The sequence below is a fragment of the Anaerotignum faecicola genome (genome assembly GCA_024460105.1).
Lineage (GTDB): Bacteria > Bacillota > Clostridia > Lachnospirales > Anaerotignaceae > JANFXS01.
In genome coordinates this window covers 297,740-322,353 of record JANFXS010000004.1, presented here as the reverse complement: position 1 = coordinate 322,353, position 24,614 = coordinate 297,740, and the positions used below count along the sequence as shown (strand labels likewise).

The following is a 24,614-nucleotide window of genomic DNA, read 5'->3' as shown; positions in this document are numbered from 1 at the left end:
TTTGTTTCCTAATTTAGTACACTTTATAGTGTTTTTATAAATAGGGGGGATGTGAAATGGCTGTAAATTTTTATGTTGAATTCAGGGGCGCAAAAGCCGATGAAAAAACAGTTGTTGACAAAGTAAAAGCCCTTTGGAAAGAAACGGGCGGCAAAGTGAAGGACATCAAGAAAATTGACATATATTTTAACGGCGATGAAGGTATGTTTTATTACGTTATAAACAGCGTTGAAAAGGGGTCTTTCCATATTGACTGTTTATAATAAATAGTAACGGGGCGGACAGAATTGTGATTACAAAGGATAGGCTGATAATATCTTATTTCCTGCGCCATAGTTTCGTATATTTATTTTATCGGGCTTTAAATGCCGGAGGTGCTGTTTATTATGCATAACGGAAATATTTACATGTATTACGGCGAGGGCAAAGGCAAAACTACGCTTGCCATAGGTCAGGGAGTCCGGGCGATTGGCGAAGGACTGAGCGTTGTTATGGTACAGTTTCTCGATTATAACCATAACAAAGAATATATACCGCTTAAAAAGCTGGAACCCGATTTCAGGGCGTTCAGGTTTGAAAAAAACAGGGAGAGCCTTGACCATGCCGACGGCAACGAGCTTAAAAACGAAGTTAAGCTTGCCTTAAACTTCAGCAGGAAGATAATTGAAACAGGCGAAAGCGATATGCTTATACTTGACGGCGTGACAGACGCCGTTAAAAGCGGGCTTATTGACGAAGACGAGCTTGTTGAAATGCTTAAAAGCAACGCGTATATGCAGATTATAATCACAGGCAATGCAGGCAGTCAAAAGCTTGCGGACTGCTGCGATTATGTATACAGCATAAATATTGATAAAAAGCCGGAGGAATGATCCTCCCGCAGTTCAAGGCTGTGATACCGGTTATAATTAAGCTCCTTGATAATACGGTTATAAATAAAAGTATTATATAAATTCAGCTATGTAAAAAATCCCCTCAGATGAGGGGATTTTTTACATACGGCATTAATCATAAAATATACTGCGGAAAATAAACGGTACAGAAATTTTTTCTTTTAAGAGAAAAATAGGTTTTATATGGCGATATAGGCAGTCGATATGTATTTCGGTTTTTTGGATCGCCTCAATTTTCAGTATGATTTCGGACTTTTTTGACAGATATATGAATTTTATGGGAAATGTTAACGGCAAGATATATCGGAACAGAAAACAGGCGCAAAGATAACGTATGTTTAAAACGAAAACAATAGGTACTGAGAAAGAGTTTTTAAGCCGATATATCCGTTTTTGTTATTTCAACTTTTTTATTCAGGCGTTTGCCTGCATCAAATTTAAAATATAAAGACAGCCTTAATATGTATTTTCATATAAAATCAGTTATGCTATAATACTAATATGATATTTTATGGATAAGTATTAGCTTCAGTTTATAAGGGCACACACTCATCACAAGGAAAAATTTTCCGCATTTCTGCGTTGCATACGCTTGCCATATGATCGGCTATGTCGGCGCGTATGCGCCTTGAACTGCAAAAAATTTTTTCCTTGTCAGGTCGGAGAGTTTTAACGGATGTTAGCGGCGTAAGAGCAAGGTAAAGACATGCAGGCGCAGCGGATCCTACGGCAAGCGGCTTTAACACGGCTATTGCGCCGCTAACGTCCGTTAAAACCGTGTGCGCTCTTGTAAACTGAAGCTAACGTGTCTATAGCATAAAAGGAGGTTTTTATATGGATAAGAAATCGAACAACAGATATAAATATTTTGGGATTATCCCGCTTAGTACGCTCGCATATATGATACTGCAAACAGTAATATATGACGGAAAAAATGAAGTATTGAATGAGTTTGCCCCTACGTTTTATTTTATAATTACAGTTATAATAGAAGCGGTACTGCTGTATAATTATTTCCGTTATGACAGACATCGAATGAACATATTCGGAAAAGCCGCTTTTTTTATAATGCTGGCCATACTTACATATATAGTTATTATAAAAATTTGGCATTGATATTCTTTTAAAAAAGCACAGCCTACAGCGGCTGTGCCTTTTTGAGTTAGTATATTCCGTTATTTATTATTTGAAAACAACCGCCGTGCCGTATGCCATAACCTCTGCGGCAGACTGCATAACGCTGCTTGTGGAATAACGCACGCCGACAACGGCATCGGCCTTAAGGCGTACAGCCTCATCAATCATCCTTTCCGTTGCAATCTCCCGCGCCTCCTCCATCATTTCGTTGTAGCTTGTAAGCTCGCCGCCTATAAGCGTTTTAAACGATGCGCCTATATCCTTTCCGAAATGCACTGTCTGTATAGTTGATCCTTTTACAAGGCCTATATGTTTAAGCTCTTTTCCCGAGATATTTTCGGTTGTAACTAACAGCATACGGATAACCTCCTTTATTTTGGGCAGTTTGTCATATATAAATTTATTATATTACGGCAGTTTATTCCATAACGTCCTTCATGGAGTAAAGGCCCGCGCCTTTTCCCGCAAGGAATTTTGCGGCTTTAACGGCGCCTACCGCAAATATCTCCTTGCTCATTGCAGTGTGGCTTAAAGTAATGATTTCATCTTTGCCGGCAAATATTACGTCGTGCTCGCCTACTATGGTGCCGCCGCGCACCGCATGCATGCCTATTTCATTGCGCGCCCTTTTTTCACGCGTTTTTGAACGGTCATATATATATTCCATTTTATTTCCCAAAGCGCCGTTTATTGAATCGGCGATTGCTATTGCCGTGCCGCTGGGGGCGTCTATCTTCTGGTTATGATGTTTTTCTATTATTTCTATGTCAAAGCCCGAATCAAAAAGTATGTCCGCCGCTTTTTGCACAAGCGAAAGTATAAGATTTATGCCAACCGACATATTTGCGCTTTTAAGTACGGCTACCTGCTTTGATGCTTTTTCAACGTTTTTAATCATTTCATCAGAAAGGCCCGTTGTACACAGCACTACGGGCGTTTTGCTTTTCGCCGAAAAATCCAAAAGTCCCGGTACGGCGGAAGCAGTAGAAAAATCTATTATAACGTCGGCTTTAACGGTACATTCTTCCGGAGATTTAAAAACCGGATATTCGGCTTTGACGTCGCCCGGATCTATTCCGGCAGCGATGCGGCAGTTTTCGTCGCTATTTACTATGCTTTCTACAACCTTTCCCATTTTTCCGCCGCAGCCGTTAAGTATTATATCTATCATTTTTTCACCTCTGATTATATTTTTTCATAAAAAAGGAATTTACATCCGTTTCAATATTAAAGCGTATTTTAAGTCCATCGTCTATTAAGCCCTGTTATGATAACGGCGTCAAAAGGAATATGCCGTCGTGTTATGGATACGGACACAAACCTCATGCGCTTAAAAATGTATAACGGAGCATAAGCCTTTATTTATACAGCAAACCCCTTTTATTTATAAAAGGGGTTTTATCATAACTTTCGTCCGGATCAATTCCATTTGAAATTGTAATAGGTTTTAAAGCCCGCATAAGGTGTAAACGATGCTCATGTCCGCTTCGTCATCCTATAAAAACGCGTTCTGAAACCACATTGTTATTCGCTTCGAATTCGGAAAATCCGCCGCCGACAATATCAATCGGAAACCTGCCGCATAAAATCTGCATGGCTTATGCCGCCTGATTAAATTAATCCGTGCACTTCCATTTCTTTTTTAAGTTTTTCAAGGTTGCCTTCTTCCATAGGATATAAAGGAGGGGCAGTAGGGCCCGCGTTAAATCCCATAAGGTTAACGGCCTTCTTTACAGGCACAGGATTAACCTCTATAAAAAGCGTGTTTGCAAGGTTAAGCGTATCAAGGAAAAGCCTGCGGCTTTCTTCAACATTCCCGTTAAAATAGTTCTCGCATATATCATGCACTGTCTTAGGCATAACGTTAGCCAAAACGGATATAACGCCTTTTGCACCGAGGGAAAGCATCGGAAGCGTCTGGTCGTCGTTGCCGGAATATATATCAAAATCTTCCCCCGTCATCTGGGCAATTTTGGCAATCTGTGAAATATCGCCGCTCGCTTCTTTTATCGCTACGATATTTTTGATTTTTGAAAGTTCAAGGACTGTCTGAGGGGCAATGTTAACTCCCGTGCGTCCTGCAACGCTGTAAAGTATTATTGGAATATTAACGCTTTCAGCAATTGCCTTATAATGGTTTACAAGGCCTTTCTGCGTTGTTTTGTTATAGTAAGGCGTAACCACAAGAAGTCCGTCGGCGCCCATTTTTTCGGCTCCCTGTGCAAGAGCTACGGCATGGCTTGTAACGTTGCTTCCGGCCCCGGCGATAACAGGCGCCCTCTTATTTACAACATCTACCGCAAATTTAATTACTTTGAACTGTTCTTCATCGTCCAAAACGGGAACCTCTCCCGTTGTCCCGGCAATAACGATTGCATCCGTTTTGTTTTCAAGCTGGAATTCTATAAGCCTTTTAAGCTCTTCGTAATTTACCGTTAAATCGTCGTTAAAAGGCGTTATGATTGCAACTGCCGAACCTTTAAATATTGACATAAATTTCCCCCCTGATAAATAAATGTTACTTCATGTTTTTAATAACTTCCTGTGCAATCTGAACTGCGTTTGTCGCCGCGCCTTTACGGATATTATCTGCTACGACCCATATGTTTACGCCGTTTTCAACGCTTTCGTCGCGGCGGATACGTCCGACAAAAACTTCGTCTTTGCCGGCTGCGTCGAGGGCAAGGGGATATACGTTATTTTTAACGTCGTCCTTAATTTCAATACCCGGCGCATTTTTAAGCGTTTCCACAAGATCCGCCATATCAAACGCATTTTCAAATTCAATATTTATGGATTCGCTGTGGCTGTCGAAAACAGGCACGCGAACCGTTGTTGCCGTTACTTTCATATTCTCGTTATGCAATATCTTCCTTGTTTCCCAAATCATTTTCATTTCTTCCTTAGTATAGCCGTTATCCATAAAAACGTCTATGTGCGGAAGACAGTTGTTGGCTATCGGATGAGGGAACTTTTTAGGCGCTTCGCCTTTAAGGCCATTTTCGAGATCCTGCCATCCGGCAACGCCGGCGCCTGATACGGCCTGATATGTAGAATACACGACTCTCTTGATTTTATATTTATCGTCAAGCGGTTTTAAGGCAACCATTGCCTGTATTGTAGAGCAGTTTGGATTTGCAATAATACCTTTGTTCCACGAAATATCCTCCGGATTTACTTCCGGAACAATAAGAGGTACGTTTGGATCCATTCTCCATTGGGCCGAATTGTCAATAACAATACATCCGTGCTCCGCCGCTATCGGGGCAAATTTTGCACTTGTCGCTCCGCCTGCTGAAAAAAGCGCTATATCAATAGGCTTGTCAAAGGAATGTTCGGTTAACTCTTCAACAATATATTCCCTGCCGTTAAAAGTAAGCTTCTGGCCTGCGCTCCTGGCGGAAGCCATAACATAGAAGTTTTCTATCGGAAGCTGTTTTTCTTCCAAAACTTTAAGGAAAGTCCTCCCTACCATACCTGTGGCGCCTACGACAGCCAAATTTACCTTTTTCACAAAAATCACTCCTGTAATATATTATATTTTATCCGGCTAATAAAAAAACCGGCGGAAAGCCGGCTAAATTTAACAATAACTGCGCGGCGTATCAATGCCGCTGATTTAATTGATAAACTTAGTAGCTCTCCATCAATAAATGATGACAGTCGCCAGGCTGTTAACCTGAGCAACCAGACAGAAAACCACAGGGGATGTCCCGCCTTCGGCATTGTTCCCTTTTGATATATGTCCTCTGCGCCCTGCCGCATCCATATATCTACTGATGAAAAACGCGCCTCTACTTTTAATAAGGTTATAGTATCATTAAAAAATAAGGCTGTCAATTATTTAAGTAAATATTTTGCAAAAACATAATATTTCTTACGTATAAAAAACATTTCCGCCTTTAAAATGAAACAAACAATAATATTGATATGTAAAATATTAAATTGCAATACGCAATTTGGGGATGCTAAAAATATTCAAACTTTATATAAGTCCGCCGAAAAAATATATCTGATAAAAGCGCCTAATTATTTTATATATGCAAAAATTATTTATGACGTTTCTCCTGAATTTTTTAAGTATAAGTTTTTCTGAACGGCATGTTGGACTGCTGTTTATTCATGCCAAAAGCGTATGTTTTAAATTCGTTTAGCTTCGGTTTACAATGGCGCATACGGTTTTAACCGGCATAAAATCCGCTCCTAACTATAAAACTCAATATTATATTGTATTTTATAATCTTAGCTTCGGTTTACAAGGGCGCATACGCCACACAAGGAAAAATTTTCCGCATTTCTGTGTTGCATAAGCTTGCCGCAGGAACCGCTATGCCGGCGCATATACGCCTTGAACTGCAAAAAATTTTTCCCTTGTGAGGGTCTGAGAGTTTTAACGGACGTTAGCGGCTTAAGAGCAGGGCAAAAACGCGCAGGCGTAGCGGCTCCTATGGCAAGGCGGCTTTAACGCGGCTATTGCGCCTCTAACGTCCGTTAAAAGCGTGTGTGCCCTTGTAAACCGAAACTAATCTCATTTCAGATAAAAACCCGGCCGTTAAATACCGGCCGGGCAAAATGGGATTGTCCCAAATATTTATTAGTTGTTTTCTTTTGCTTCGTTGTATTTTTTAAGCGCTTCTGTTAACTTAGGAAGGATAACCTTAACATCGCCTACGATACCTAAGTCTGATACGTTAAAGATAGCTGCTGTGTCGTTCTTGTTGATTGAGATAACAAGATCGCTGTTTTCCATACCTGCAACGTGCTGGATAGCGCCTGAGATACCGCATGCAAGATAGAGGTCAGGGCGTACAGTTTTACCTGTCTGGCCTACCTGCCTGCTGTTTTCAATCCAGCCTGCGTCTACAGCTGCCCTTGAAGCGGAAATTTCGCCGCCGAGCTGATCAGCACATTCCTGAAGCATCTTGAACGCGTCTGCGCTTCCGATACCACGTCCGCCTGATACAAGAACTTTAGCTTCCGTAATATCAACAGCTTTTTTGTCAGCTTTAACAACATCAAGGATTTCAACATTCATATCAGCGTCTGTGAAAGCCACGTCCATCTTGATAAGCTCGCCTGTCCTTGTTGTGTCTTTTTCAATCCTTCTCATAACGCCCGGACGTACTGTAGCCATCTGAGGAACTGTACGAGGGCACATAAGCGTAGCCATGATGTTTCCGCCGAAAGCAGGACGCGTCATAAGGAGAGCCCTCTTAGGATCGTTGTTTCCTAAAGCTTCTTCTTTAGCTAATTCTTCATCTGTTTTAGCAATCCTTAAGCCTGTGCAGTCTGCCGTAAGGCCTGTCCTGATACGGCTTGCAAGACGAGGCGCAACGTCACGGCCGATTGATGACGCGCCGAAAAGCATAATGTGCGGATCATACTGTTTGCAAACTTCCGTAAGGGCCTTTGTATATGGCTCCGTAACATATTCTTTTAACATTGGGTGGTCGATAAGGATAACCTTATCAGCGCCGTAATGGAATAATTTATCAACCTGGCCGCCGATTTCGCTTCCTAATAATACGGCAACAACGTCTTCGTTTAAGTCCTCTTTTAACCTTGTAGCCTCGCCAATAAGCTCAAGTCCAACATTCTGAATCTTGTTGCTTCTCTGTTCAACTACTACAAAAATACCTTTACTCATTGTAGAGTTCCCTCCTATTCTCTATATATCAACCGAAATTTTTATTAGATGATGTGCTTTTCTTCAAGTTTAGACATAATAGCTGCAACAGCTTCGTCAACTGAAACGTCTTTAAGGATTGTGCCCGCACCTTTAACTTCTTTAGTGAAGGACTGATATACGTTAGTTGGTGAACCCTTTAAACCAATCATATCGAGTTCAAGGTCGTCTTTAAGCTCTTCAAAGCCGATGATTTTGATTTCTTTTTCATAAGCGTCAACGATACCGCTTACAGTCATATAACGAGGCGCCGCAAGTTCAGCGATTGCTGTAAGAAGGCAAGGCGTTTTGATTTTGATGATGTGGTATCCGTCTTCAAACTGCCTGTTAACAATGAGGTGATCCTCTTTAACTTCTTTGATTTCCTGAACATATGAAACCTGAGGAATACCGAGTTTTTCGCCGATCTGTGGGCCAACCTGAGCTGTGTCGCCGTCGATAGCCTGACGTCCTGTGATAATAACGTCATAACCGATTTTCCTGAGAGCCGCTGCAAGGATACCGCTTGTAGCATATGTGTCGGAACCGCCGAATTCCCTTGCGGAAACAAGGTAAGCCTCGTCACATCCCATAGCAAGGGCTTCCCTTAAAGCAACGTCTGCCTGAGGAGGTCCCATGGAAATAACGGTAACTGTGCCGCCGATTTCTTCTTTTAATTTTAAAGCGGCCTCAATGCCTGTCCTGTCGTCATGGTTAATGATACTTGGAACGCCGTCCCTGATAAGTGTTCCTGTTTTTGGGTCTATCTTTACTTCTACAGTATCTGGAACCTGTTTAATACATACAACGATTTTCATTCTAAGTTCTCCTTCCAAATAGTTTTAATATATTTTACGTTAAACGCTGAAGGTATTTATTAAAGTTTCATAGAACCTGAGATAATCATCTTCATAGCTTCTGAAGTACCTTCATAGATTTCTGTAATCTTAGCGTCGCGCATAGCCCTTTCAACAGGATACTCGCGGCAGTAGCCGTAACCGCCCATTAACTGAACGCAAAGGCGAGTAACGTCGTTTGCAACTTCAGATGCAAATAATTTACACATTGCGGCAAGAGGCGCATAGTTTTCATGGTTGTCCTTAGCTGTAGCCGCCCTCCAAACCATAAGCCTTGCGGCGTCGATCTTTGTCTGTGCCTCGGCAACTTTGAACTGTGTGTTCTGGTATTTGCTGATTGGCTTGCCGCCCTGTTTTCTTTCTTTGATATATTTGATAGCTTCGTTAAGAGCGCCCTGCGCGATACCTACAGACTGAGCGCCGATACCGATACGGCCGCCGCCGAGAGCTGTCATGGCGATTTTATAGCCCTGGCCTTCTTTGCCGAGAAGCCTGTCGGGAGTTACAACAACGTTTTCATAGTTAACAGAGCAGTTTGATGCGGCCCTGATACCCATACGTTCGATGTTGTCGCTTACTGTAAGGCCTTCCATATCCCTGTCGAGTATGAAAGCCGACATGCCTTTAGGGCCTTTTGATTTGTCTGTAAGCGCGAATACGATAAATGTATCTGCAAAGCCTGAGTTTGTTGTGAACATTTTCTGGCCGTTTATGATGTAGTTGCCGTTTTCGTCTTTGTCGGCGGTTGTCTGAACGCCTGCGGCGTCTGTACCGGCATTAGCCTCTGTTAAGCCGAAGCAGCCAACCTTTGTGCCGTCTACAAGAGGCCTTAAAAATTTCTGTTTCTGTTCTTCCGTACCGAACTCATTGATACATGGGCAGCAAAGCGAAGTATGTACAGAAAGTGTGATGCCTGTTGAAGCGTCAACTTTTGAAACTTCCTCCATTGCCAATGTGTAAGTGAGCACGTCGGCGCCTGCGCCGCCGTATTCTTTAGCGAAAGGAATACCGAACATGTGGCATTTCTGGAGCTTTTTAACAAGGTCCATTGAATATTCCTCTGTTTCGTCCATTTCTTTAGCTATAGGCTTGATTTCGTTTTCCGCGAAATTACGGAATAACTGCTGCGCAAGCAACTGTGTTTTTGTTAATTTGAAACCTTCCATTACATATTCCTCCTGTTAAATAATATTTTATTGATAATCTGTCCGATTATTCAGCATTGGTTTAGAGCGCTGAAAACGCTTTTATACGCCAGTCCTATATTTTCAATCAAAATAGTTGGTATGCGAAATATATTGGCAAAAATAAACACACAGCCTTACCTCCGGTTGAAAAGTATTATTGTGTGCAGTGATTTTAAAGGCCAAAACAAGAACCCGGCATATAAAAATTATGCTCCTGCAAGATGAAATTGTGATAATCCATTCACAAAACTGTCCTGTCTACAGCGCTAATCCATAACCCTACTTTATATCTCTGACATAAATTTGTCAATACATATTTCTTGGTTTTTCCCTTTTTGTACAGTTTCCACAACCATTATCGGAACATACTACGCCGCGCGCTTAATAAAAGTAGCATTATTACTTAATGTGTTCGTCATTAACGTACCAATAACGCAAATCCCTTTATTTTTTTTGCATAAGGTATGTGTTTACGGCTTCAAGGTAGTTTAAGACGCCGTTTTGTTTCATGGATATTTCATACCGTTCTTCAAAGGCCGAAAACGGTATTGATTTCCTTCCGCCGCCGCGCGCGTCCGCCCAATACTGCCTTAAAACTTCGATGGGCAGGAAAAAATATGTTCCCGCCGCGCTGAAATGCACAAGCAGGAACGATACTCCGCCGTGTTTTGAAAATTCTTCCATAAAAGAAATTTGATGTTCGTGAATGTTTTGAACAGGCAGGCTTTTCTTGGAAGTTTCCTTTGCGTCAAAACATATGCCCACCCCCTGCGCCATTCCTATGTAATCAACGGTGCTTTGGCTGTCAAAATAAGCAAGCTTTATAGTATGCTTTTTGTTGTCAACCTCAACGGGCGTAATAGGCGTGGGTATCTTTTGTACAACGGCAAGGCCCCTGCTTCTGTAATAACTGTTTGTAAAATTAATTATATCTTCTAAGGCGCTTCCCCTTAGGCCTCTTGCAGACCAGTATCCCAAATTTTAACCCTCCGAACTGCCGCACTGTATATTTTTCATTTCGCTTATAGTAACAAATTTTATTCCCATTCCTTCTATTTCTTCTTTAAGCTCCTTAATTGCGTCAACGGTAACCATGCCGCCTTCCGGCCCCACATGGCCTATGGCTATTGCCGCCCCGTTCTTTTCGGCTATAGCCGCCGCCTGTCTAAGCCTATCCTTCACAACTTCTATATCGTCCGTGCTGTCAAGAAAAACGTCGCGTCCCAAAAGGCATGTTCCGAATTTTTTGCTTAGTTCTTCCGCCTTTGAGTCCGGTGTGGTCCTGCTGTCCAAAAACAGCATATCCCTTTTTTTAACTTCATCCATAACTATCGAAAGGCACCTTTCATCCTCCATTATGGCCGAGCCCATATGGTTGTTCAGGCCCACGGCGCCTTCGGCCGCATCAAAAGCTTCTTCAAGACGCATCCGTATTTCATCGTCGGTCATATTCAAAAAAAGCCCTTTGTCTCCCACCCAGCTTTTCTTTCCCGTCGTGCTTTCCATAGGCATATGTATTATCATGTCTTTTCCGGCGGCCCTTATTTTTTCTGCGTCCTCGGCGCTTTCCTTTGAAAACGGCATCAGGGCGCATGTAAGCGGTATATCTAAGGCAAGCATCTCTTCGGTGCCCTCGCCCCCGTAGCCGAAATCGTCTATAACTATAGCGACGCATCCCTTCTCCCCGCCCTGGCCCATAGCCGTAACGGCGCGCCTGTTGAATGAAACCGTAGCCGCCGCAAACGAAAATATAAACACCCCGGCGTAAAAAATAACCAGCTTTATGTTATTCTTATTTTTAAAAAACATTCCAATGCCCCTTATTAAATCTTTAATATATATTTATTTTCCGCAAAATAATATATGCGTGTCCGGGGCTGTAAATATTTTGCCGGCGTTTTGGGCGGAAGTTCCGTAAATGCTGGAAATTAAACGCCCAAAAAATCATGCCTTTGCATATCCTCGTTTCGATTAAGTTTTTTAAAGCTCAAATTCTTCCGCATCCGCTACCGCCTTGTCAATATAGCTTTCAAGAAGCGAAAGCCTGCTTTCAATCTTATTTATAACTTCTGTTTTCGGTTTTGTTTCCGGATGCTTCGCTACAAATATTGTACAGCAGTCCTCATAGGGCTGTATAGACGTTTCAAATGTTCCGATCTCTTTTGCCAAATCGACAATTTCCTGCTTGTCCATACCTGAAAGCGGGCGCAGCACAGGCATTGTACACGCCGCATTGATTGCGTTAAGGCCGTGTATTGTCTGGCTTGCAACCTGCCCTACGCTTTCGCCCGTTATAAGAGCCAATGCGTTTTCCTTCTTTGCAATCCTTTCCGCCGCCCGCATCATGGAACGCTTTAAGAATATTGTAAGCTTATCCTCCGGCACGTTTTCAAGCAGATACAGCTGCAAATCCGTAAACGGCACTACAAAAAGCTTAAATCCGCCTGTATATTTGGAAATTATGGAAGCCAAATCCAACACCTTCTGTTTCGCCCTTTCGCTTGTGTACGGCGGGGAATGGAAATAGACGCCGCTCACTTCCACCCCTCTTTTAGCCATCATAAAAGTTGCCGCCGGGCTGTCGATTCCTCCTGAAAGGAGCGAAACCCCTTTTCCAGAAGATCCGTACGGAAGGCCGCCGAAACCCTTTATAAATTTTGAATATATATACGCGTCGTTCCTTAGCTCTACGAAAAGCGTTTCATCCGGGCTGTGGATATCCACCGTCAAACCGGGCATGTTTTCAAGTATATACCCGCCTATGTCTGCCGAAACTTCGTTTGATGTAAGCGGGAAGAGCTTATTGCTCCTTTTTGTAACAACCTTAAACGTCATTTCCCTGCCGCCGAAAAATTTTTTCATATGATTTAACGCCGTTTCCCTTAAATTTTCCATAGACTGGTCCTTGACCCTTACTCCCGGGCAGACGCCGAGTATTCCCAAAACACAGTTTACTTTTGGTATTACACGGTCGAACTCCATTTCCCCGCCGCGGCTTTCAACCACAAGCCTGCCCTGCTCGCGAACTATATAAAAATCGCCTTCCCCGTCAAGATTGCGCCGTATATTTTCAACAAGCTTTGTTACAAAGAGCCTCCTGTTGTTTCCGCGCATTGCAATCTCGCCGTATTTTACTATCAAAACTTTTTCTTCCATAATATGAAAATTCTCCTGTTAAAAATTACCGTTTCCTGTTAAACCTTCTTAAAAACGGGACTGTTTCCTTAACGGCCGAAACAAACGCCTCCGCTTCATCCATGGAACTGAAACGCGAAAAGCTTATGCGTATGCTGCCCGTTATTTCGTCGTCGTTAAGCCCCATAGCCTCCAGCACATGGCTCTGCACTTTTTTTCTGCTGCTGCACGCGCTTCCTGCCGAAACGCAAATCCCTTTTTCATCAAGGGCGTTTATAAGCACGGGAGCGCGCAGTCCCTCAAATCCGATATTAAGCACATAAGGGCTTGATTTTTCAAGATCCCCGTTTACAAACGCACCCGGTATGCTTTTTAAAAGCTCCGATGCAATATATCCCTTTATTTCCATTATATTTTTAGCGTTTTCAGCTGCGTTTTTACAGCTTTCCTCCGCGGCAAGCGCCAAAGCCGCGGCGCCCGCCGCATTTTCCGTTCCCGGCCGCTGTCCCCGCTGGTGTTCTCCGCCGTACATAAGCGGTTTGACTTTAAGTCCGTTTTTCATATACAAAAATCCAGTGCCCTTTGGGGCGTGGAATTTATGCCCGCTCGCCGTAATAAGATCCGCTTTCCATTTTTTTACGTCCACGGCTTTTTTCCCAAACCCCTGCACGGCGTCCACATGGTAAATTATATTGGGGTTGATTCCCTTTATTATATCGCCTATTTCTTCCACAGGCTGGACCGCGCCAACTTCATTGTTTATAAATATCACGCTCACAAGTATTGTGTCATGGCGTATGCTTCTTTTAAGCTCCTCGACGTCCGCTAACCCGTCGCCGTCCACTGACAAAAACGTAACGTCATACCCTTCCCCTTCCAAAACTTTAAACGGGGCCGTAACGGCGGGATGTTCCACTGCCGTTGTAATAATATGCCGCCCGCTTCTCGCATATCCTTTGGCCGTGCCGAAAATAGCCCAGTTGTTGCCCTCCGTGCCGCCGGAAGTAAAATATATTTCCTCCGGAGCGGCGTTTATAAGGGCGGCAATTTTTGCGGCCGAACGCCTTATAATATTTTCCGCTTCCATTGCGCCGCGGCTTTGGCTGGCCGGGTTCTGGAAGTTTTCCGTCATTACCTTCAAGTAAGTTTCGGCTACGGATTTCGTCGGTTTTGTACTTGCGGCGTTGTCAAAATAAATTTCCATATTATTATCATCCCAATTCATAAAGCAGTATTGCGGCGGAAACCATAGCCGCCGTTTCAGTTCTCAATATTCTTTTGCCAAGAGTAACCGGGGAAATATTATTTTTAACGGCAAATTCAATTTCCCTGTCGTCAAAACCGCCCTCAGGGCCTATAAAAAGCCCTAGGCTTGACCCGTCGAACGAATTGGCATATTCCTTTATGCCGTTTTTCTCCTCTTTTTCATAAGGTATCGCCGCCCCGTCAAAGCATGCCGCCATTTTAACGGCTTCTTTAAACGAAACTATTTCGCCTATTTCCGGTATAATCCCGCGCCCGCTTTGCTTTGCCGCGGAAAGCGAAATCTTTCTCCATCGTTCAAGCTTTTTGCCCGCGTCCTTGCCCTCAAGCCTGACAACGGATCTTTCGGCCGCTACGGGAACAATCCGCCAAACGCCTATTTCAACGCACTTTTGTATTATAAGTTCCATTTTGTCAGCCTTCGGAAGCCCCTGGAAAAGCGTTATTTTAGTTTTAGGCTCGCTTTCGGTAGGCCGCGCCGATTCTATTTCCATGAGTATTTCCGTCTTTCCCACTTCTTTTATAACGCACGAATAATCCATGCCGCGGCCGTCGCACGCTTCGACAATATCGCCTTCTTTCGCCCTCAGCACGCCTCCCAGGTGTTTTGCATCCTCATCCCGTATAAAAACCGTTTCGCCATGCATATCCTCCGGCTTAATAAAATATCTAGGCATATTGTCACCCCTCAAACCTTGCGGCTATTGCCCGCCAGTCCTTCCGCTTTTTAATATCCAAAACCGTAAAGCCGTTTTCCCTGAGGGCGTTTTCCACTTCGGCGCACCTTGTGTCTATTATACCCGACGATATAAACACGCCGCCTTTTTTGATAAAGTTCCTCGCCATAGGGCATACGGCGATAATAATATCAGCAACTATATTGGCCTCTACAATATCGTATTTATTGCCGCCGAATTTTTCCGCAAGATTTTCGTCCTCAAGTATATTGCCGGCATAAACATTATAAAGCGACGGGTCTATTCCGTTTCTTTCGGCATTTTCCGTTACGATTTTAACGGCGTTTGGATCGATGTCCACGGCGTCGGCCCCGCCGGCTCCCAGCAGAAGGCTTGCAATAAACAGTATGCCGCTCCCGCATCCTATGTCAAGAACTTTATCGCCTTCTTTTATATAATTTTCGATGTGTTCCAAACAGCATTGGGTAGTTTCATGCGTTCCCGTGCCGAATATGTGTCCCGGATCAATATTAAGCACAACCCTGTCCGTTCCACTCTCCAGCTCCTCCCAGCTTGGCTTAATCATTATCTTCCCGCCGACAGGGAAAGGTTTGAAATACTTTTTCCAGTTGTTCGCCCAGTCCTCTTCCCTAATGTTTTTCATTGTAATTTCAAGGCTTCCCAGATCAAACTCCTTTTCCCGCTCTTTCAACGCCTTAACCGCGCTTTTAACGTTTGAAAGCGTTTCAAGGCCGCTTAAATTGTCCGTTACGAAAAACGTTATGCCCGTATGCCTTTTCGACTTTTCCTCAACAAGGCCGTCGTCAATATAATCCCATTCCCTGTTCGGATTTTCGAGAAATTCCTTAAACTCCCTTTCATCTTCAATCATAAGGCCCGAAACGCCGAGGCTGTATAAAAGCCCGCTTACTATCTCAATGCCGTCTTCACTTGTTTCAACAAAAACTTCAAGCCATTCCATTTTAACCTCCGAATATTCTAATCTATTTACGTTTCATGCCCCTGATTATATTTTTCACTTCCGCGTCTACTCTGTTTGATTCGATTATCTTTTGAAGGGCTTTATTATATGTAAAATTATCAAGTTCATTGTTTTTCAGAAATTCCATTGTTATTTCCGGAAATTTTACAAAGCAGACACTTATTCCCCACGCCACGGCCATATTTACATAATATCTGCCGCTTTTGATGCCGCCGTATATTTGCAGCACGCTGTCTATATATTGCCCGGTAATAAAATAATCCATCAGGAATACCGCCGCCAAACGCTGTTCGTATTCCATGCGGCTTTCGGTATAAGGTTTTATAAATTCAAAAACCGTTTCCATCTCGTGCGGCTTAACTTTGAAAGCGGCGGCAGTACCGTCGCATACGGCCCAGTTGCTTATATGCGGAATGAAATCTTTAAGATATCCGAGCCTTGTAATTATATCCGCTTTGGAATAGCCTATAACAAATCCCCGCACCATTGTTTCCTCATATGTGCCGTATCCCGCAATTTTGAGGAAGCTTTCATAATCGGTGTTTTTAACTATGTCTTTCGCCGTTTTCTTTATATCGGGCGACCTTACGCCGATTATTTCGCCCAAACCTTCGGGAACAAGCTTTCTGTGAAAATCCTTATATTTCTCGTCCGCCATGGAATACAGGCTTTCTTTGAACCTGTCGTACATAGTATTATTCCATTTTTCTTTTTCCATCATTACCTCCCGGTTTCCCTTTGGTTTCCAAACGCATATCCGCCCGTTTAATCGGACAGCCCCGCGTACGCACGGCTAATATAACCTTACTTGCCAAAGGTTTTGATAACCGCATCCCACTTTATAATTTTATACCACCGCGGCGTTATTGGCAATTTAAAATTGAAAATAAAAAAAGAAGCCCTCGGCCCCTTGCGCAACATATAAAATTGTTCCGGCGGAAAAACTTCAGGCAAGTTTTACCGCTTATTAAAAATCCATATATACAATATTTAAATTAAAATTTATTTCCTTTTCCCCGTATAAGCCTACTGTGAGAGCTAACGTCAAAACAATGCGAAAATCCGTTCCATGCCGCCGGCATTTTACCAAATAAAACTCTTGTTCCCTCAGTATAAAACGCCGTCCGATATTTTTAACCTTCATGCGAATATATGCACAAATCCCGCGGAAACAGCGGCGTATACATTTCGCTTGATAAAATTCAGCCGTGCGCTGCTCCAACATAGGTTAAAACGTCAGCACACAGACTTTTAGGGAACAGATTTTAATACCCTGCCATATATTTTGTATAATGGCAGGGTATTTCGTTTAATAAAATTCCGCTGTTCAAACCATTTCGGAAACTTGGCTACCTGCATTTTCAAAGAGCGGATTTTAATACCGCGCCGTGCATTTTGTATAATTACGCGGCCTTTCAGCCGTTGCGACAAGTCGGGCCCAGATTATATCTGCACGCCTTGCCGCAACGCAGTGTCCAACGTCATTCTTGATTAAATTCATCCGAATGGTAAATTTAAAAATACGGAAAAGCTTAATCCGCAGAACATGTATGCCCCTGTAAATCGAATATATCGTTCCATTTCGCAAAGGCCGTCATCATAACAAAAACCGTTTCCCATAATGCCCAACGCATCAAAATCTATATTTTTTAAAACGCCTTATCCATAAGCTTACAAAGAGGATAGCCTATAACGCCCACCAGAAGCGCTTTAATAATATTAAACGGCGCGACCGCAAAAAATACAAGCGTTTTTAAGTCCACAACCGAACTGTTTATCGCGTTCGCTATATCCACAAAAGCCTGAACCGGCATGCCGAAAGCGACTGCATAAGCCGGTATAAGTACATAGTAATTGAAAGCGCATGCCGTTAAAACCATTAACACGCATCCAAGGCCGACGCCCATTATAAAGCCCGCGATATTCCTTTGTTTCTTGTAAATAATGCCTGTTGGCAGTACAAGCGCAATCCCAACAAGGAAGTTGGCAACTTCGCCCACCCCCGCCGTGCTTGTTTTAAAAAGGTGAAGCACGTTTTTAACAAGCTCTATAAGAACGCCCGCCGTCGGCCCCATCGTCACCGCGCCTACAAGCGCGGGCAGATCGCTTATGTCTATTTGTAAAAATGACGGGAATATCGGAAGCGCAAATTCAAACATCATAAGCACCACCGAAACAGCGCTTAACATTCCTATTTTTACAATTTTCGAAGTATCCATTGACTTTTGTTTTCTCCCTGCCGCTGCATTTTCCATATTAAGTTCCTCCTAAAAAATATTAAATTTTTGCTGCGCTTAAACGCATGAACCCGTACTGCCTATGTCTTTTGTATGCGCTTACCGGCATACGGCAGCCGCAACCCGGATTCTCTGCACCCCGCGCCGCTTACAGCTTAAAATTATGCCCGCCCAGCCTTTTAAACAGACCCCTCCGGGTATCAAAATATTTTTTAGAATAAACAAGTTCCCATTAAAAAACGCCCTGAAAAATCAGGGCGCTAAAAAGCATGACAGCCTACGGCAAAATAAAACCGCATAAGCCACATTCTTCTCCCATCCAGACTTTACTGTCGGTTTTGGAATTTCACCAAATCAAGGCGTATAACTACGCCCTCGTGGACTATACCACCGGTCGGGAATTTCACCCTGCCCTGAAGAACCGTTATTCTATTATGTCTCAATTATATCATTATTATCCGCCGTGTCAACACAAAAATGTATAATCGGCAAGTAAAATTTTTCATGGCAAATCCCATATATTTTTCAGCGCGATAACAACGCGAAATATTTCATCTCAAATACGCGCCGCACATGTATATGCCGCCGCATTAATAAATAAGTTTCCCGATATAAAAAGCCAAACTTCCGCTAATCCTTCGCCTCTTTATCAGGCCGTACGGATTATATTTGCAGTTCCTTTACCATAGCTTCGACAATCCTTGCCGAATTAAGCGCAGCATGCTTTGAAAATTCTGCAAAGTCCATGCCAGCCTCTCCGTTGGCGTTGTCCGAAATCGAACGTATTACAACAAAAGGTATCCTGTTCAGATAACATGTATGCGCAACGGCCGCTCCTTCCATTTCGGCACAGTAAGCGTTAAACAATTTTATTATACGGTTTTTCCGATCCCTGTCGGCTATAAACTGGTCGCCGCTTGCAATGCGCCCAACATAAATATTGGCGCCGTCAATCCCTTCCCCCGCTTTCCTCGCGGCTTCAATAAGGGCAGCGTCCGCCTTGAAAAAGCTTTCTTCCATCCTCGGTATCGTGCCTATAGGGTCCCCCACGGCCGAAGCGTCCATGTCATGCTGTACGGCGTCGCTTGAAATTACAATATCTCCTATACGCAAATCCTTATATAGCCCGCCTGCAACACCCACGTTTATAACGCAGTCAACCGCAAAATGGTCTATTAAAACCTGTGTGCAAACCGCGGCGTTTACTTTGCCTATGCCGCTTCTGACAAGGACCGCATTTTTACCGCAGAGATTGGCAATATAAAAATCAAGCCCCAAAACATTTTTGGCCGTCAGTATCTCCGCCGAATCTTTCAAAAGTGCAATTTCTTCTTCCATAGCCCCAATTATGCCAACAGCGCCCATTATTTGTCCCCCTTTAAATGTATTCCATAATCTTACGAAATTATTTGTATATTATCATACTTTTATGCTAATATACAAGAGTAACCGGCATTTACAATAAAATCGTATTTACTTTGAGATATTTTTAAAGGAGGAAAAAATGATTAAGCCCGAACTTATTTTCTCTTTCATGACATCTTTGGCAGTTAAAATAATATACTGCATTATTATTATAGCCGTCTGTTCAATATTAATAAAAATAAGCGGAAAAGCCATTTCCGGCATATTCAATTCAAAGGTGACGGAAAGCCGCCATATAGATTCAAAAAAAGCCGCCACCTTAGGAGCCGTAATATCAAGCGTTGTAAAATACACAATCATGTTTGTGGGAGTATGTTCCGCGCTTGTTAATTTCGGAGTGCCTCCGGCAACGCTTGCGGCGGTTTTGGGCACCGGTACGGTAGCGATAGGCCTCGGCGCGCAAAACGTAATAAAAGATATAATTTCCGGCTTTTTTATACTTCTCGAAAACCAGTTCGGCGTAGGGGATATGGTTATAATAAACAACGTAACCGGCACGGTTGAGGACATATCAATCCGCACAACCCAAATACGCGATGCAAACGGCGCTCTGCACATAATACCAAACGGGAACATATCCACAGTTACAAACATGTGCAAGGAATTTATCAACGCCATTGTGGACGTAGATGTGGATTACAACGAGGATCTCGAACGCGTGCTTAAAGTTTTAAACGACGAAATGGACGGCGCAATGCAGAAAATAAGCGGCCTTAGAAAAAGGCCGTCCGTTCTGGGGGTTTCCAATCTCGGAGAAAGCGGCGTTACGATACGGATACTTGCCGAATGTCACATTAAAGAAAACTACAGCGTGGAGCGCGGCATACGCCTGATTGTCAAAAACAGGCTTGATAAAGAAAACATATCAATTCCTTTCCCTCAATGTACAATACATATGGCGGAAAGACAGGAGGGTTAAAACATGGATTTTTCAGTAGGCGATATTGTACAGATGAAAAAAAACCACCCCTGCGGCGGCAGGGAATGGGAAGTCCTGAGAACAGGCATAGACTTCCGCATTAAATGCACAACTTGCGGCCATATGGTTATGCTCCCACGGCCTAAATTTGAAAAGAGCGTAAAAAAAATAATCAGGAAGGCGGGGGCTTGCGATGAAAATTAAAATTTTGGCGGCGGCAGCGGCGGCATTTCTCCTTTTCGGCTGTACAGCCGACAGTCCCCAAATCCAGTCCCCCTCAATACAGGAAAATATGTCGGACGCCGAAACTGTTCCGGAACTTACGGAACCGGAAAAAGAAATAATAACGGCTGAAACAACGGCTGAAAAAATACTGAAAGACATGACCATTGAAGAAAAAATCGGCCAGATGTTTTTTGCCCGCTGTCCGGATATAAACGCCGTTGAAGACGTTAAAAATCTTTATTTGGGCGGATACATACTTTTTGCGAGGGATTTTGAAAATAAAACCGCACAGGAAGTTATAAGCGATATAGAGTCTTATCAGGCGGCGGCTGAAATCCCCCTTCTTATAGGAGTTGACGAGGAAGGCGGAACCGTCGTCCGCGCCAGCAAATATAAAGCGTTAAGGGAAGAACCTTTCAAAAGCATGCTTGAAGTTTCAAAAGGAGGCGTTGACGCGCTTATTGCCGACACTACCGAAAAGACTTCTTTCCTCAAAAGCCTGGGAATAAATGTAAACCTTGCTCCGGTCTGCGACGTCCCGGAGAGCGAAAACGATTACATTTATCCCCGATGTTTCAGCCTTGATGCGGAAACGGCGGCCGAATATACGGCGGCTGTTGCAGGCGAAATGAAACGCGGCGGTATCGGCTGTGTTTTAAAACATTTTCCCGGATACGGCGGCAACGCCGACACCCATACGGGGATTGCAGTGGACACGCGCACTCTTGACGAATTGCGTTCGCGGGATTTCCTTCCCTTCGTAAGCGGTATCGGCGCGGGAGCCGACAGCGTGCTTGTAAGCCACAATATAATTGAGGAAGCGGACGGTCTGCCTGCATCCGTTTCTCCCGAGATACACAGTATTTTAAGGGATGAACTCGGATTTAACGGCGTGGTAATGACAGACGATCTCGCTATGGAGGGCATACGCGCCTTTGCGCCGCCTGACGAGGACATTGCCGTAATGGCCGTGCTTGCGGGCAACGATATGATAATATCAAGTTCGCCCGCGGAACAGTCTGCGGAAGTGATTGAGGCCTTTAAGGCGGGGGAAATAAACGAAGAACGTATTAACGACGCCGTAAGGCGCATACTTGTGTGGAAAATAAATCTTGGTCTGATACCTATGGAAAACACTGCGGAAGGATGAAAATGATGCGTTCAATGAAAACCGCGCCGTTTCATTCGGCTTAAAGCTTGATATGCCTTGCCCGCAAACATAAAAATATGCGGACGGCATATTACGGCACAAATTCATGCCTTCGCCAATCGGTATTTACCGCATTATGCGCCAACATCTAACATTTATGACTTTTTGGCACATCTTTGTATAAAATACCGTGTATTTCAAGCATATAAGCCCGTAACGGCCCGCACAAATATAAATCCCCGTAAGGAAAACATCGTATAAGTATTCCTTACGGGGATTTATTTATGCCGCCGTATGTTTCACGGAGCATTTTTGTCTTGCCCTTTTTTTTCGCCGCGTTCACAAAACGGCAGTTTTTTAACTTTCATCTTATGCCATTTACGGCAGCTGACACAGTCGCCGTGCCTTCTGCATTTAATATTTATGCATGGACATTTCTGCTTTTTCTCCATTTATATGCCCTTCCTATACAGATAATATGAATAAATATAAGGCACAAAAAGCAAAACCATCATAACCGCAAAAAATGTGTACTTTGCTCCGTTCAAAAACGGGCATAACGCTATCACAAAGCCTCCCACAATCCAAACCTTGCCCGCCAGCCTATGGGTTTTGTTCCAATTCTCCTCGCTGTTAAGCGTCCATGGTATTTTTATGCCGACCGTGTAATTCTGTTTGCATTTAGGCATATAATTTCCTGAAATTATAAACACAGCCCCTACGAAAAACGGCGCTATATAATGTACAGGCATTTCGACTCCAAGGCCGTTTAAAAGGCTCATTGGAACCATCAAAAGGCTTAAAACAGGCACGGTAAATTTGCCCAGAACCACAGCCATTTTCCCGGCGTTTTTCCGTTTCGGATCGTTATTCAAAACGAAATGCGTAATAAAGTTGAGCGCAAACATCATAATCGGAAGTCCAAACGCCGCTATCGCTTTTGGAGTATACCCGTCTATTTCGCCGTTAAAATTCCAATGGCTCGGCACCATTTCCGGCAAACTTCCGTAAACAGCGGCGCCGAAAGCAGCCGGCAGAAGGCATATAACCGAAGTTATAATAAGAGTTTTGTCAAATTTCATGTTTATCCCCTCCAAATTGGACAAGCCACATCATAAGTTCCTCAAATACAGATGTGTTTATGTCATAATATATATAATTTTTATGTTTCGTTTCAAACACCAATCCCGCCTTTTTAAGCTGTGAAAGGTGATATGAAACAGTCGCGCCGGATATATCAAAATGTTTTGCAATATCCCCCGCTGACATTCTACCGCCTTTAAGCATTTCCAATATTTCCCGCCTTACGGGATCGGACAGGGCTTTAAAAGTTTCGGCAAATCCCATATTTTCCCCACCTATTTTGATTTTTTTCTAAATAGATAATACCACATCGCCCTGATATAATCAATATCTATTTCGATTTTTTTCTAAATAGTTTTCCGAAATATTTCAGCAGTATTTGCAATTTCAACTTTGTATTTGTCATCACACTTTACAATATAATAAGCTTTGCCCTTGTTTTTTGCGGAATAACAGACACATTAACGCCGTCCGTTATCCATAAAGCCATTTATGCATACTGCCAAAAAATAACAGTTCCTGATAAATATGTATTCGTCATCTTTTTATAAATCATATCATTTATGTAACGCCGCCTCTTCTCCATACCATGTTCCGATGCCGCAAGCCATAAGAATACGTCTGACAAAACAGCGTCTTTCTTTCAGCCTCATCCTCTGCATTAACCCCCCTGGCCCATACTGCAATACAAAATATAAATTCCTATATCTAAAATAATATCCGTTTTTCGATACTTCCGTTTATTTTCAGCGCATTACGCTATAAGGCTATTTCCCGTAAAAAAGGCATTTTACGCATTATAAATATTATTCTTTATTTTTGGCAATGCCGAATAATATTATGTTTGGCATTATCAAAATTGAAAAAGCCTGCTCGAAATAAAATTTGATAAAAAAGAACCCTTTTTATAACAAGGAAAGTATTAAATGCAGGATAAAATCACAGTCGGAAAAATGCATGCCAGACAAGGGAACCCGTAGGCATAAAGCAAAACGGACTGCGGCAAAGTTTCAGGCATACGGCATTGAAATAAGGCCAACGGATTTTTCGCCTTTGGAAGTTCAAAAAAGCCCTGCCTTAAACTTTGCGTTTAAATACTTGTCAAAAATGCCGTAAATTTTCGTAATTCGGTTTTTAGAAGTACAAAAAAATTAAATAAAATTCACTTTTCCTATTGAAAAATTTTAGAATATATGTTATTATCAGAGCAGATAATTTTTGGGGCTGAGTTCCGTTCATTTTATAATAAGTGACGGAGCTCTTTTTTTACAAAAATATACCTCATTATGTAATGTCAGTTTAAATATTAAAATAAATACCGCGATATTTCTTTTAATAGAAGGCTATAAAAAACAGATGTTTTTCTTTGCAAATCTCATATGTTCGGCACATCTTTTCACTTTTCTGTTATACATAGTCCCAAAATCTTCCGTAAACAGCGCCTGTAAATATTGATCTTTTATAATCCAATCTGCTTTCCGTGTTTTTTCAAATCTCCTTATTAACGTCGGCGTATTTGCGTCGCTTATATTCGGTTAAATTTTGAAAGCCTACTTATTTCAAAAAGCAGTTTTTGTGTAATACACATTTCCTTTTATGTATATTCCTGATTTATATCAGTTTATGGAGTTCTGCCACAATAGAATAATAGTTTTAAATAGCATAATAAATATGTCTTATTTCGTTTACAAATTTTATAATATATTTTATATATTGAAACTCAAATGAGTAAATGATTCATGCCAATAAATGAGTAAA

At 42.6% G+C, this 24,614-nt stretch carries 25 protein-coding genes and 2 riboswitches; of the genes, 6 read left to right on the top strand and 19 right to left on the bottom strand.

The window, feature by feature from the left end; translation table 11 throughout:
- The first annotated feature begins 56 nt into the window (after positions 1-56).
- The 3 genes from NE664_08690 to NE664_08680 all read left to right on the top strand — a co-directional run bounded on the left by NE664_08690 (position 57) and on the right by NE664_08680 (position 2,009).
- Entirely contained in the window at positions 57-263 is a 207-nt protein-coding gene (locus NE664_08690) for a DUF6465 family protein (protein MCQ4726735.1), read from the top strand.
- A gap of 123 nt (positions 264-386) precedes the next feature.
- Entirely contained in the window at positions 387-872 is a 486-nt protein-coding gene (locus NE664_08685) for a cob(I)yrinic acid a,c-diamide adenosyltransferase (GenBank protein MCQ4726734.1), read from the top strand.
- Positions 873-1,727: 855 nt separating this feature from the next.
- Positions 1,728-2,009, top strand: a complete 282-nt coding sequence (locus NE664_08680) for a hypothetical protein (protein ID MCQ4726733.1) — start codon at positions 1,728-1,730, stop codon at positions 2,007-2,009.
- A 66-nt stretch (positions 2,010-2,075) separates the two neighbouring features.
- Here NE664_08680 and NE664_08675 read toward each other — a convergent pair whose 3' ends face one another.
- From NE664_08675 to NE664_08600, 16 genes are all read right to left on the bottom strand, one after another.
- Positions 2,076-2,387 carry a YbjQ family protein gene (locus NE664_08675; protein ID MCQ4726732.1) on the bottom strand — a complete coding sequence of 104 codons (312 nt, stop codon included), beginning with the start codon at positions 2,385-2,387 and terminating at the stop codon, positions 2,076-2,078.
- A 61-nt stretch (positions 2,388-2,448) separates the two neighbouring features.
- Positions 2,449-3,201, bottom strand: coding sequence for a 4-hydroxy-tetrahydrodipicolinate reductase (gene dapB, locus NE664_08670; GenBank protein MCQ4726731.1), 753 nt, complete (start codon positions 3,199-3,201; stop codon positions 2,449-2,451).
- A 440-nt stretch (positions 3,202-3,641) separates the two neighbouring features.
- Positions 3,642-4,523: a 4-hydroxy-tetrahydrodipicolinate synthase gene (gene dapA / locus NE664_08665; protein ID MCQ4726730.1), complete on the bottom strand. Its 882-nt coding sequence runs from the start codon at positions 4,521-4,523 to the stop codon at positions 3,642-3,644.
- A gap of 25 nt (positions 4,524-4,548) precedes the next feature.
- A complete protein-coding gene (locus tag NE664_08660) occupies positions 4,549-5,544 on the bottom strand; it encodes an aspartate-semialdehyde dehydrogenase (protein ID MCQ4726729.1) in 996 nt (331 codons plus the stop codon).
- A 114-nt stretch (positions 5,545-5,658) separates the two neighbouring features.
- A riboswitch (Lysine riboswitch) is annotated at positions 5,659-5,835 on the bottom strand.
- Between the two features lie 789 nt (positions 5,836-6,624).
- A complete protein-coding gene (locus tag NE664_08655; GenBank protein MCQ4726728.1) occupies positions 6,625-7,677 on the bottom strand; it encodes an electron transfer flavoprotein subunit alpha/FixB family protein in 1,053 nt (350 codons plus the stop codon).
- A 44-nt stretch (positions 7,678-7,721) separates the two neighbouring features.
- Entirely contained in the window at positions 7,722-8,513 is a 792-nt protein-coding gene (locus NE664_08650) for an electron transfer flavoprotein subunit beta/FixA family protein (protein MCQ4726727.1), read from the bottom strand.
- 59 nt (positions 8,514-8,572) lie between these two features.
- Positions 8,573-9,718: an acyl-CoA dehydrogenase family protein gene (locus NE664_08645; GenBank protein MCQ4726726.1), complete on the bottom strand. Its 1,146-nt coding sequence runs from the start codon at positions 9,716-9,718 to the stop codon at positions 8,573-8,575.
- Between the two features lie 465 nt (positions 9,719-10,183).
- Positions 10,184-10,717, bottom strand: coding sequence for a Holliday junction resolvase RecU (locus NE664_08640; GenBank protein ID MCQ4726725.1), 534 nt, complete (start codon positions 10,715-10,717; stop codon positions 10,184-10,186).
- Positions 10,718-10,720: 3 nt separating this feature from the next.
- Positions 10,721-11,548, bottom strand: coding sequence for a divergent polysaccharide deacetylase family protein (locus tag NE664_08635; GenBank protein MCQ4726724.1), 828 nt, complete (start codon positions 11,546-11,548; stop codon positions 10,721-10,723).
- Positions 11,549-11,719: 171 nt separating this feature from the next.
- The gene (gene thiI, locus NE664_08630; protein MCQ4726723.1) at positions 11,720-12,895 is read right to left on the bottom strand and encodes a tRNA 4-thiouridine(8) synthase ThiI; all 1,176 of its coding nucleotides are present in this window, start codon (positions 12,893-12,895) and stop codon (positions 11,720-11,722) included.
- Positions 12,896-12,920: 25 nt separating this feature from the next.
- Complete coding sequence (locus NE664_08625) at positions 12,921-14,078, bottom strand: cysteine desulfurase (protein ID MCQ4726722.1); 1,158 nt, start codon at positions 14,076-14,078, stop codon at positions 12,921-12,923.
- 7 nt (positions 14,079-14,085) lie between these two features.
- Positions 14,086-14,814, bottom strand: coding sequence for a 16S rRNA (uracil(1498)-N(3))-methyltransferase (locus tag NE664_08620; protein MCQ4726721.1), 729 nt, complete (start codon positions 14,812-14,814; stop codon positions 14,086-14,088).
- Positions 14,815-14,818: 4 nt separating this feature from the next.
- Positions 14,819-15,796 carry a 50S ribosomal protein L11 methyltransferase gene (gene prmA, locus NE664_08615; GenBank protein MCQ4726720.1) on the bottom strand — a complete coding sequence of 326 codons (978 nt, stop codon included), beginning with the start codon at positions 15,794-15,796 and terminating at the stop codon, positions 14,819-14,821.
- 22 nt (positions 15,797-15,818) lie between these two features.
- Positions 15,819-16,538 (bottom strand): DNA alkylation repair protein, encoded by a 720-nt coding sequence (locus tag NE664_08610; GenBank protein MCQ4726719.1) that lies wholly within the window; start codon positions 16,536-16,538, stop codon positions 15,819-15,821.
- A 928-nt stretch (positions 16,539-17,466) separates the two neighbouring features.
- Entirely contained in the window at positions 17,467-18,072 is a 606-nt protein-coding gene (locus NE664_08605) for an ECF transporter S component (protein MCQ4726718.1), read from the bottom strand.
- A gap of 285 nt (positions 18,073-18,357) precedes the next feature.
- Positions 18,358-18,479: riboswitch (FMN riboswitch) on the bottom strand.
- A 238-nt stretch (positions 18,480-18,717) separates the two neighbouring features.
- Entirely contained in the window at positions 18,718-19,419 is a 702-nt protein-coding gene (locus tag NE664_08600; GenBank protein MCQ4726717.1) for a 5'-methylthioadenosine/adenosylhomocysteine nucleosidase, read from the bottom strand.
- A gap of 139 nt (positions 19,420-19,558) precedes the next feature.
- Between NE664_08600 and NE664_08595 the strand changes: the two genes are divergently transcribed.
- Genes NE664_08595 through NE664_08585 form a run of 3 tightly spaced genes read left to right on the top strand, consistent with a single transcriptional unit; the run spans position 19,559 to position 21,773 of the window.
- The gene (locus tag NE664_08595; protein MCQ4726716.1) at positions 19,559-20,398 is read left to right on the top strand and encodes a mechanosensitive ion channel family protein; all 840 of its coding nucleotides are present in this window, start codon (positions 19,559-19,561) and stop codon (positions 20,396-20,398) included.
- Between the two features lie 3 nt (positions 20,399-20,401).
- The gene (locus tag NE664_08590; protein ID MCQ4726715.1) at positions 20,402-20,602 is read left to right on the top strand and encodes a DUF951 domain-containing protein; all 201 of its coding nucleotides are present in this window, start codon (positions 20,402-20,404) and stop codon (positions 20,600-20,602) included.
- Positions 20,592-21,773 carry a beta-hexosaminidase gene (locus tag NE664_08585; protein ID MCQ4726714.1) on the top strand — a complete coding sequence of 394 codons (1,182 nt, stop codon included), beginning with the start codon at positions 20,592-20,594 and terminating at the stop codon, positions 21,771-21,773. Before NE664_08590 ends, NE664_08585 begins: the two co-directional genes overlap by 11 nt.
- A gap of 299 nt (positions 21,774-22,072) precedes the next feature.
- On the opposite strand, the gene NE664_08580 is transcribed toward NE664_08585, so the two are convergent.
- From NE664_08580 to NE664_08570, 3 genes are read right to left on the bottom strand one after another with little or no spacing between them, the layout of a single operon-like run.
- Entirely contained in the window at positions 22,073-22,225 is a 153-nt protein-coding gene (locus NE664_08580) for a hypothetical protein (GenBank protein MCQ4726713.1), read from the bottom strand.
- Positions 22,226-22,855, bottom strand: a complete 630-nt coding sequence (locus tag NE664_08575; GenBank protein ID MCQ4726712.1) for an SdpI family protein — start codon at positions 22,853-22,855, stop codon at positions 22,226-22,228. It lies immediately after the preceding gene.
- Positions 22,845-23,120: an autorepressor SdpR family transcription factor gene (locus NE664_08570; GenBank protein ID MCQ4726711.1), complete on the bottom strand. Its 276-nt coding sequence runs from the start codon at positions 23,118-23,120 to the stop codon at positions 22,845-22,847. The genes NE664_08575 and NE664_08570 overlap by 11 nt, the downstream gene beginning before the upstream one ends.
- Between the last annotated feature and the right edge of the window lie 1,494 nt (positions 23,121-24,614).

Bases quoted from the DNA above. Each gene is read 5' to 3' on its own strand.
- NE664_08690 (MCQ4726735.1), top strand. From the start codon at position 57: ATGGCTGTAAATTTTTATGTTGAATTCAGGGGCGCAAAAGCCGATGAA.
- NE664_08685 (MCQ4726734.1), top strand. From the start codon at position 387: ATGCATAACGGAAATATTTACATGTATTACGGCGAGGGCAAAGGCAAA.
- NE664_08680 (MCQ4726733.1), top strand. From the start codon at position 1,728: ATGGATAAGAAATCGAACAACAGATATAAATATTTTGGGATTATCCCG.
- NE664_08675 (MCQ4726732.1), bottom strand. From the start codon at position 2,387: ATGCTGTTAGTTACAACCGAAAATATCTCGGGAAAAGAGCTTAAACAT.
- dapB (MCQ4726731.1), bottom strand. From the start codon at position 3,201: ATGATAGATATAATACTTAACGGCTGCGGCGGAAAAATGGGAAAGGTT.
- dapA (MCQ4726730.1), bottom strand. From the start codon at position 4,523: ATGTCAATATTTAAAGGTTCGGCAGTTGCAATCATAACGCCTTTTAAC.
- NE664_08655 (MCQ4726728.1), bottom strand. From the start codon at position 7,677: ATGAGTAAAGGTATTTTTGTAGTAGTTGAACAGAGAAGCAACAAGATT.
- NE664_08650 (MCQ4726727.1), bottom strand. From the start codon at position 8,513: ATGAAAATCGTTGTATGTATTAAACAGGTTCCAGATACTGTAGAAGTA.
- NE664_08645 (MCQ4726726.1), bottom strand. From the start codon at position 9,718: ATGGAAGGTTTCAAATTAACAAAAACACAGTTGCTTGCGCAGCAGTTA.
- NE664_08635 (MCQ4726724.1), bottom strand. From the start codon at position 11,548: ATGTTTTTTAAAAATAAGAATAACATAAAGCTGGTTATTTTTTACGCC.
- thiI (MCQ4726723.1), bottom strand. From the start codon at position 12,895: ATGGAAGAAAAAGTTTTGATAGTAAAATACGGCGAGATTGCAATGCGC.
- NE664_08625 (MCQ4726722.1), bottom strand. From the start codon at position 14,078: ATGGAAATTTATTTTGACAACGCCGCAAGTACAAAACCGACGAAATCC.
- NE664_08620 (MCQ4726721.1), bottom strand. From the start codon at position 14,814: ATGCCTAGATATTTTATTAAGCCGGAGGATATGCATGGCGAAACGGTT.
- prmA (MCQ4726720.1), bottom strand. From the start codon at position 15,796: ATGGAATGGCTTGAAGTTTTTGTTGAAACAAGTGAAGACGGCATTGAG.
- NE664_08610 (MCQ4726719.1), bottom strand. From the start codon at position 16,538: ATGATGGAAAAAGAAAAATGGAATAATACTATGTACGACAGGTTCAAA.
- NE664_08605 (MCQ4726718.1), bottom strand. From the start codon at position 18,072: ATGGAAAATGCAGCGGCAGGGAGAAAACAAAAGTCAATGGATACTTCG.
- NE664_08600 (MCQ4726717.1), bottom strand. From the start codon at position 19,419: ATGGGCGCTGTTGGCATAATTGGGGCTATGGAAGAAGAAATTGCACTT.
- NE664_08595 (MCQ4726716.1), top strand. From the start codon at position 19,559: ATGATTAAGCCCGAACTTATTTTCTCTTTCATGACATCTTTGGCAGTT.
- NE664_08590 (MCQ4726715.1), top strand. From the start codon at position 20,402: ATGGATTTTTCAGTAGGCGATATTGTACAGATGAAAAAAAACCACCCC.
- NE664_08585 (MCQ4726714.1), top strand. From the start codon at position 20,592: ATGAAAATTAAAATTTTGGCGGCGGCAGCGGCGGCATTTCTCCTTTTC.
- NE664_08580 (MCQ4726713.1), bottom strand. From the start codon at position 22,225: ATGGAGAAAAAGCAGAAATGTCCATGCATAAATATTAAATGCAGAAGG.
- NE664_08575 (MCQ4726712.1), bottom strand. From the start codon at position 22,855: ATGAAATTTGACAAAACTCTTATTATAACTTCGGTTATATGCCTTCTG.
- NE664_08570 (MCQ4726711.1), bottom strand. From the start codon at position 23,120: ATGGGATTTGCCGAAACTTTTAAAGCCCTGTCCGATCCCGTAAGGCGG.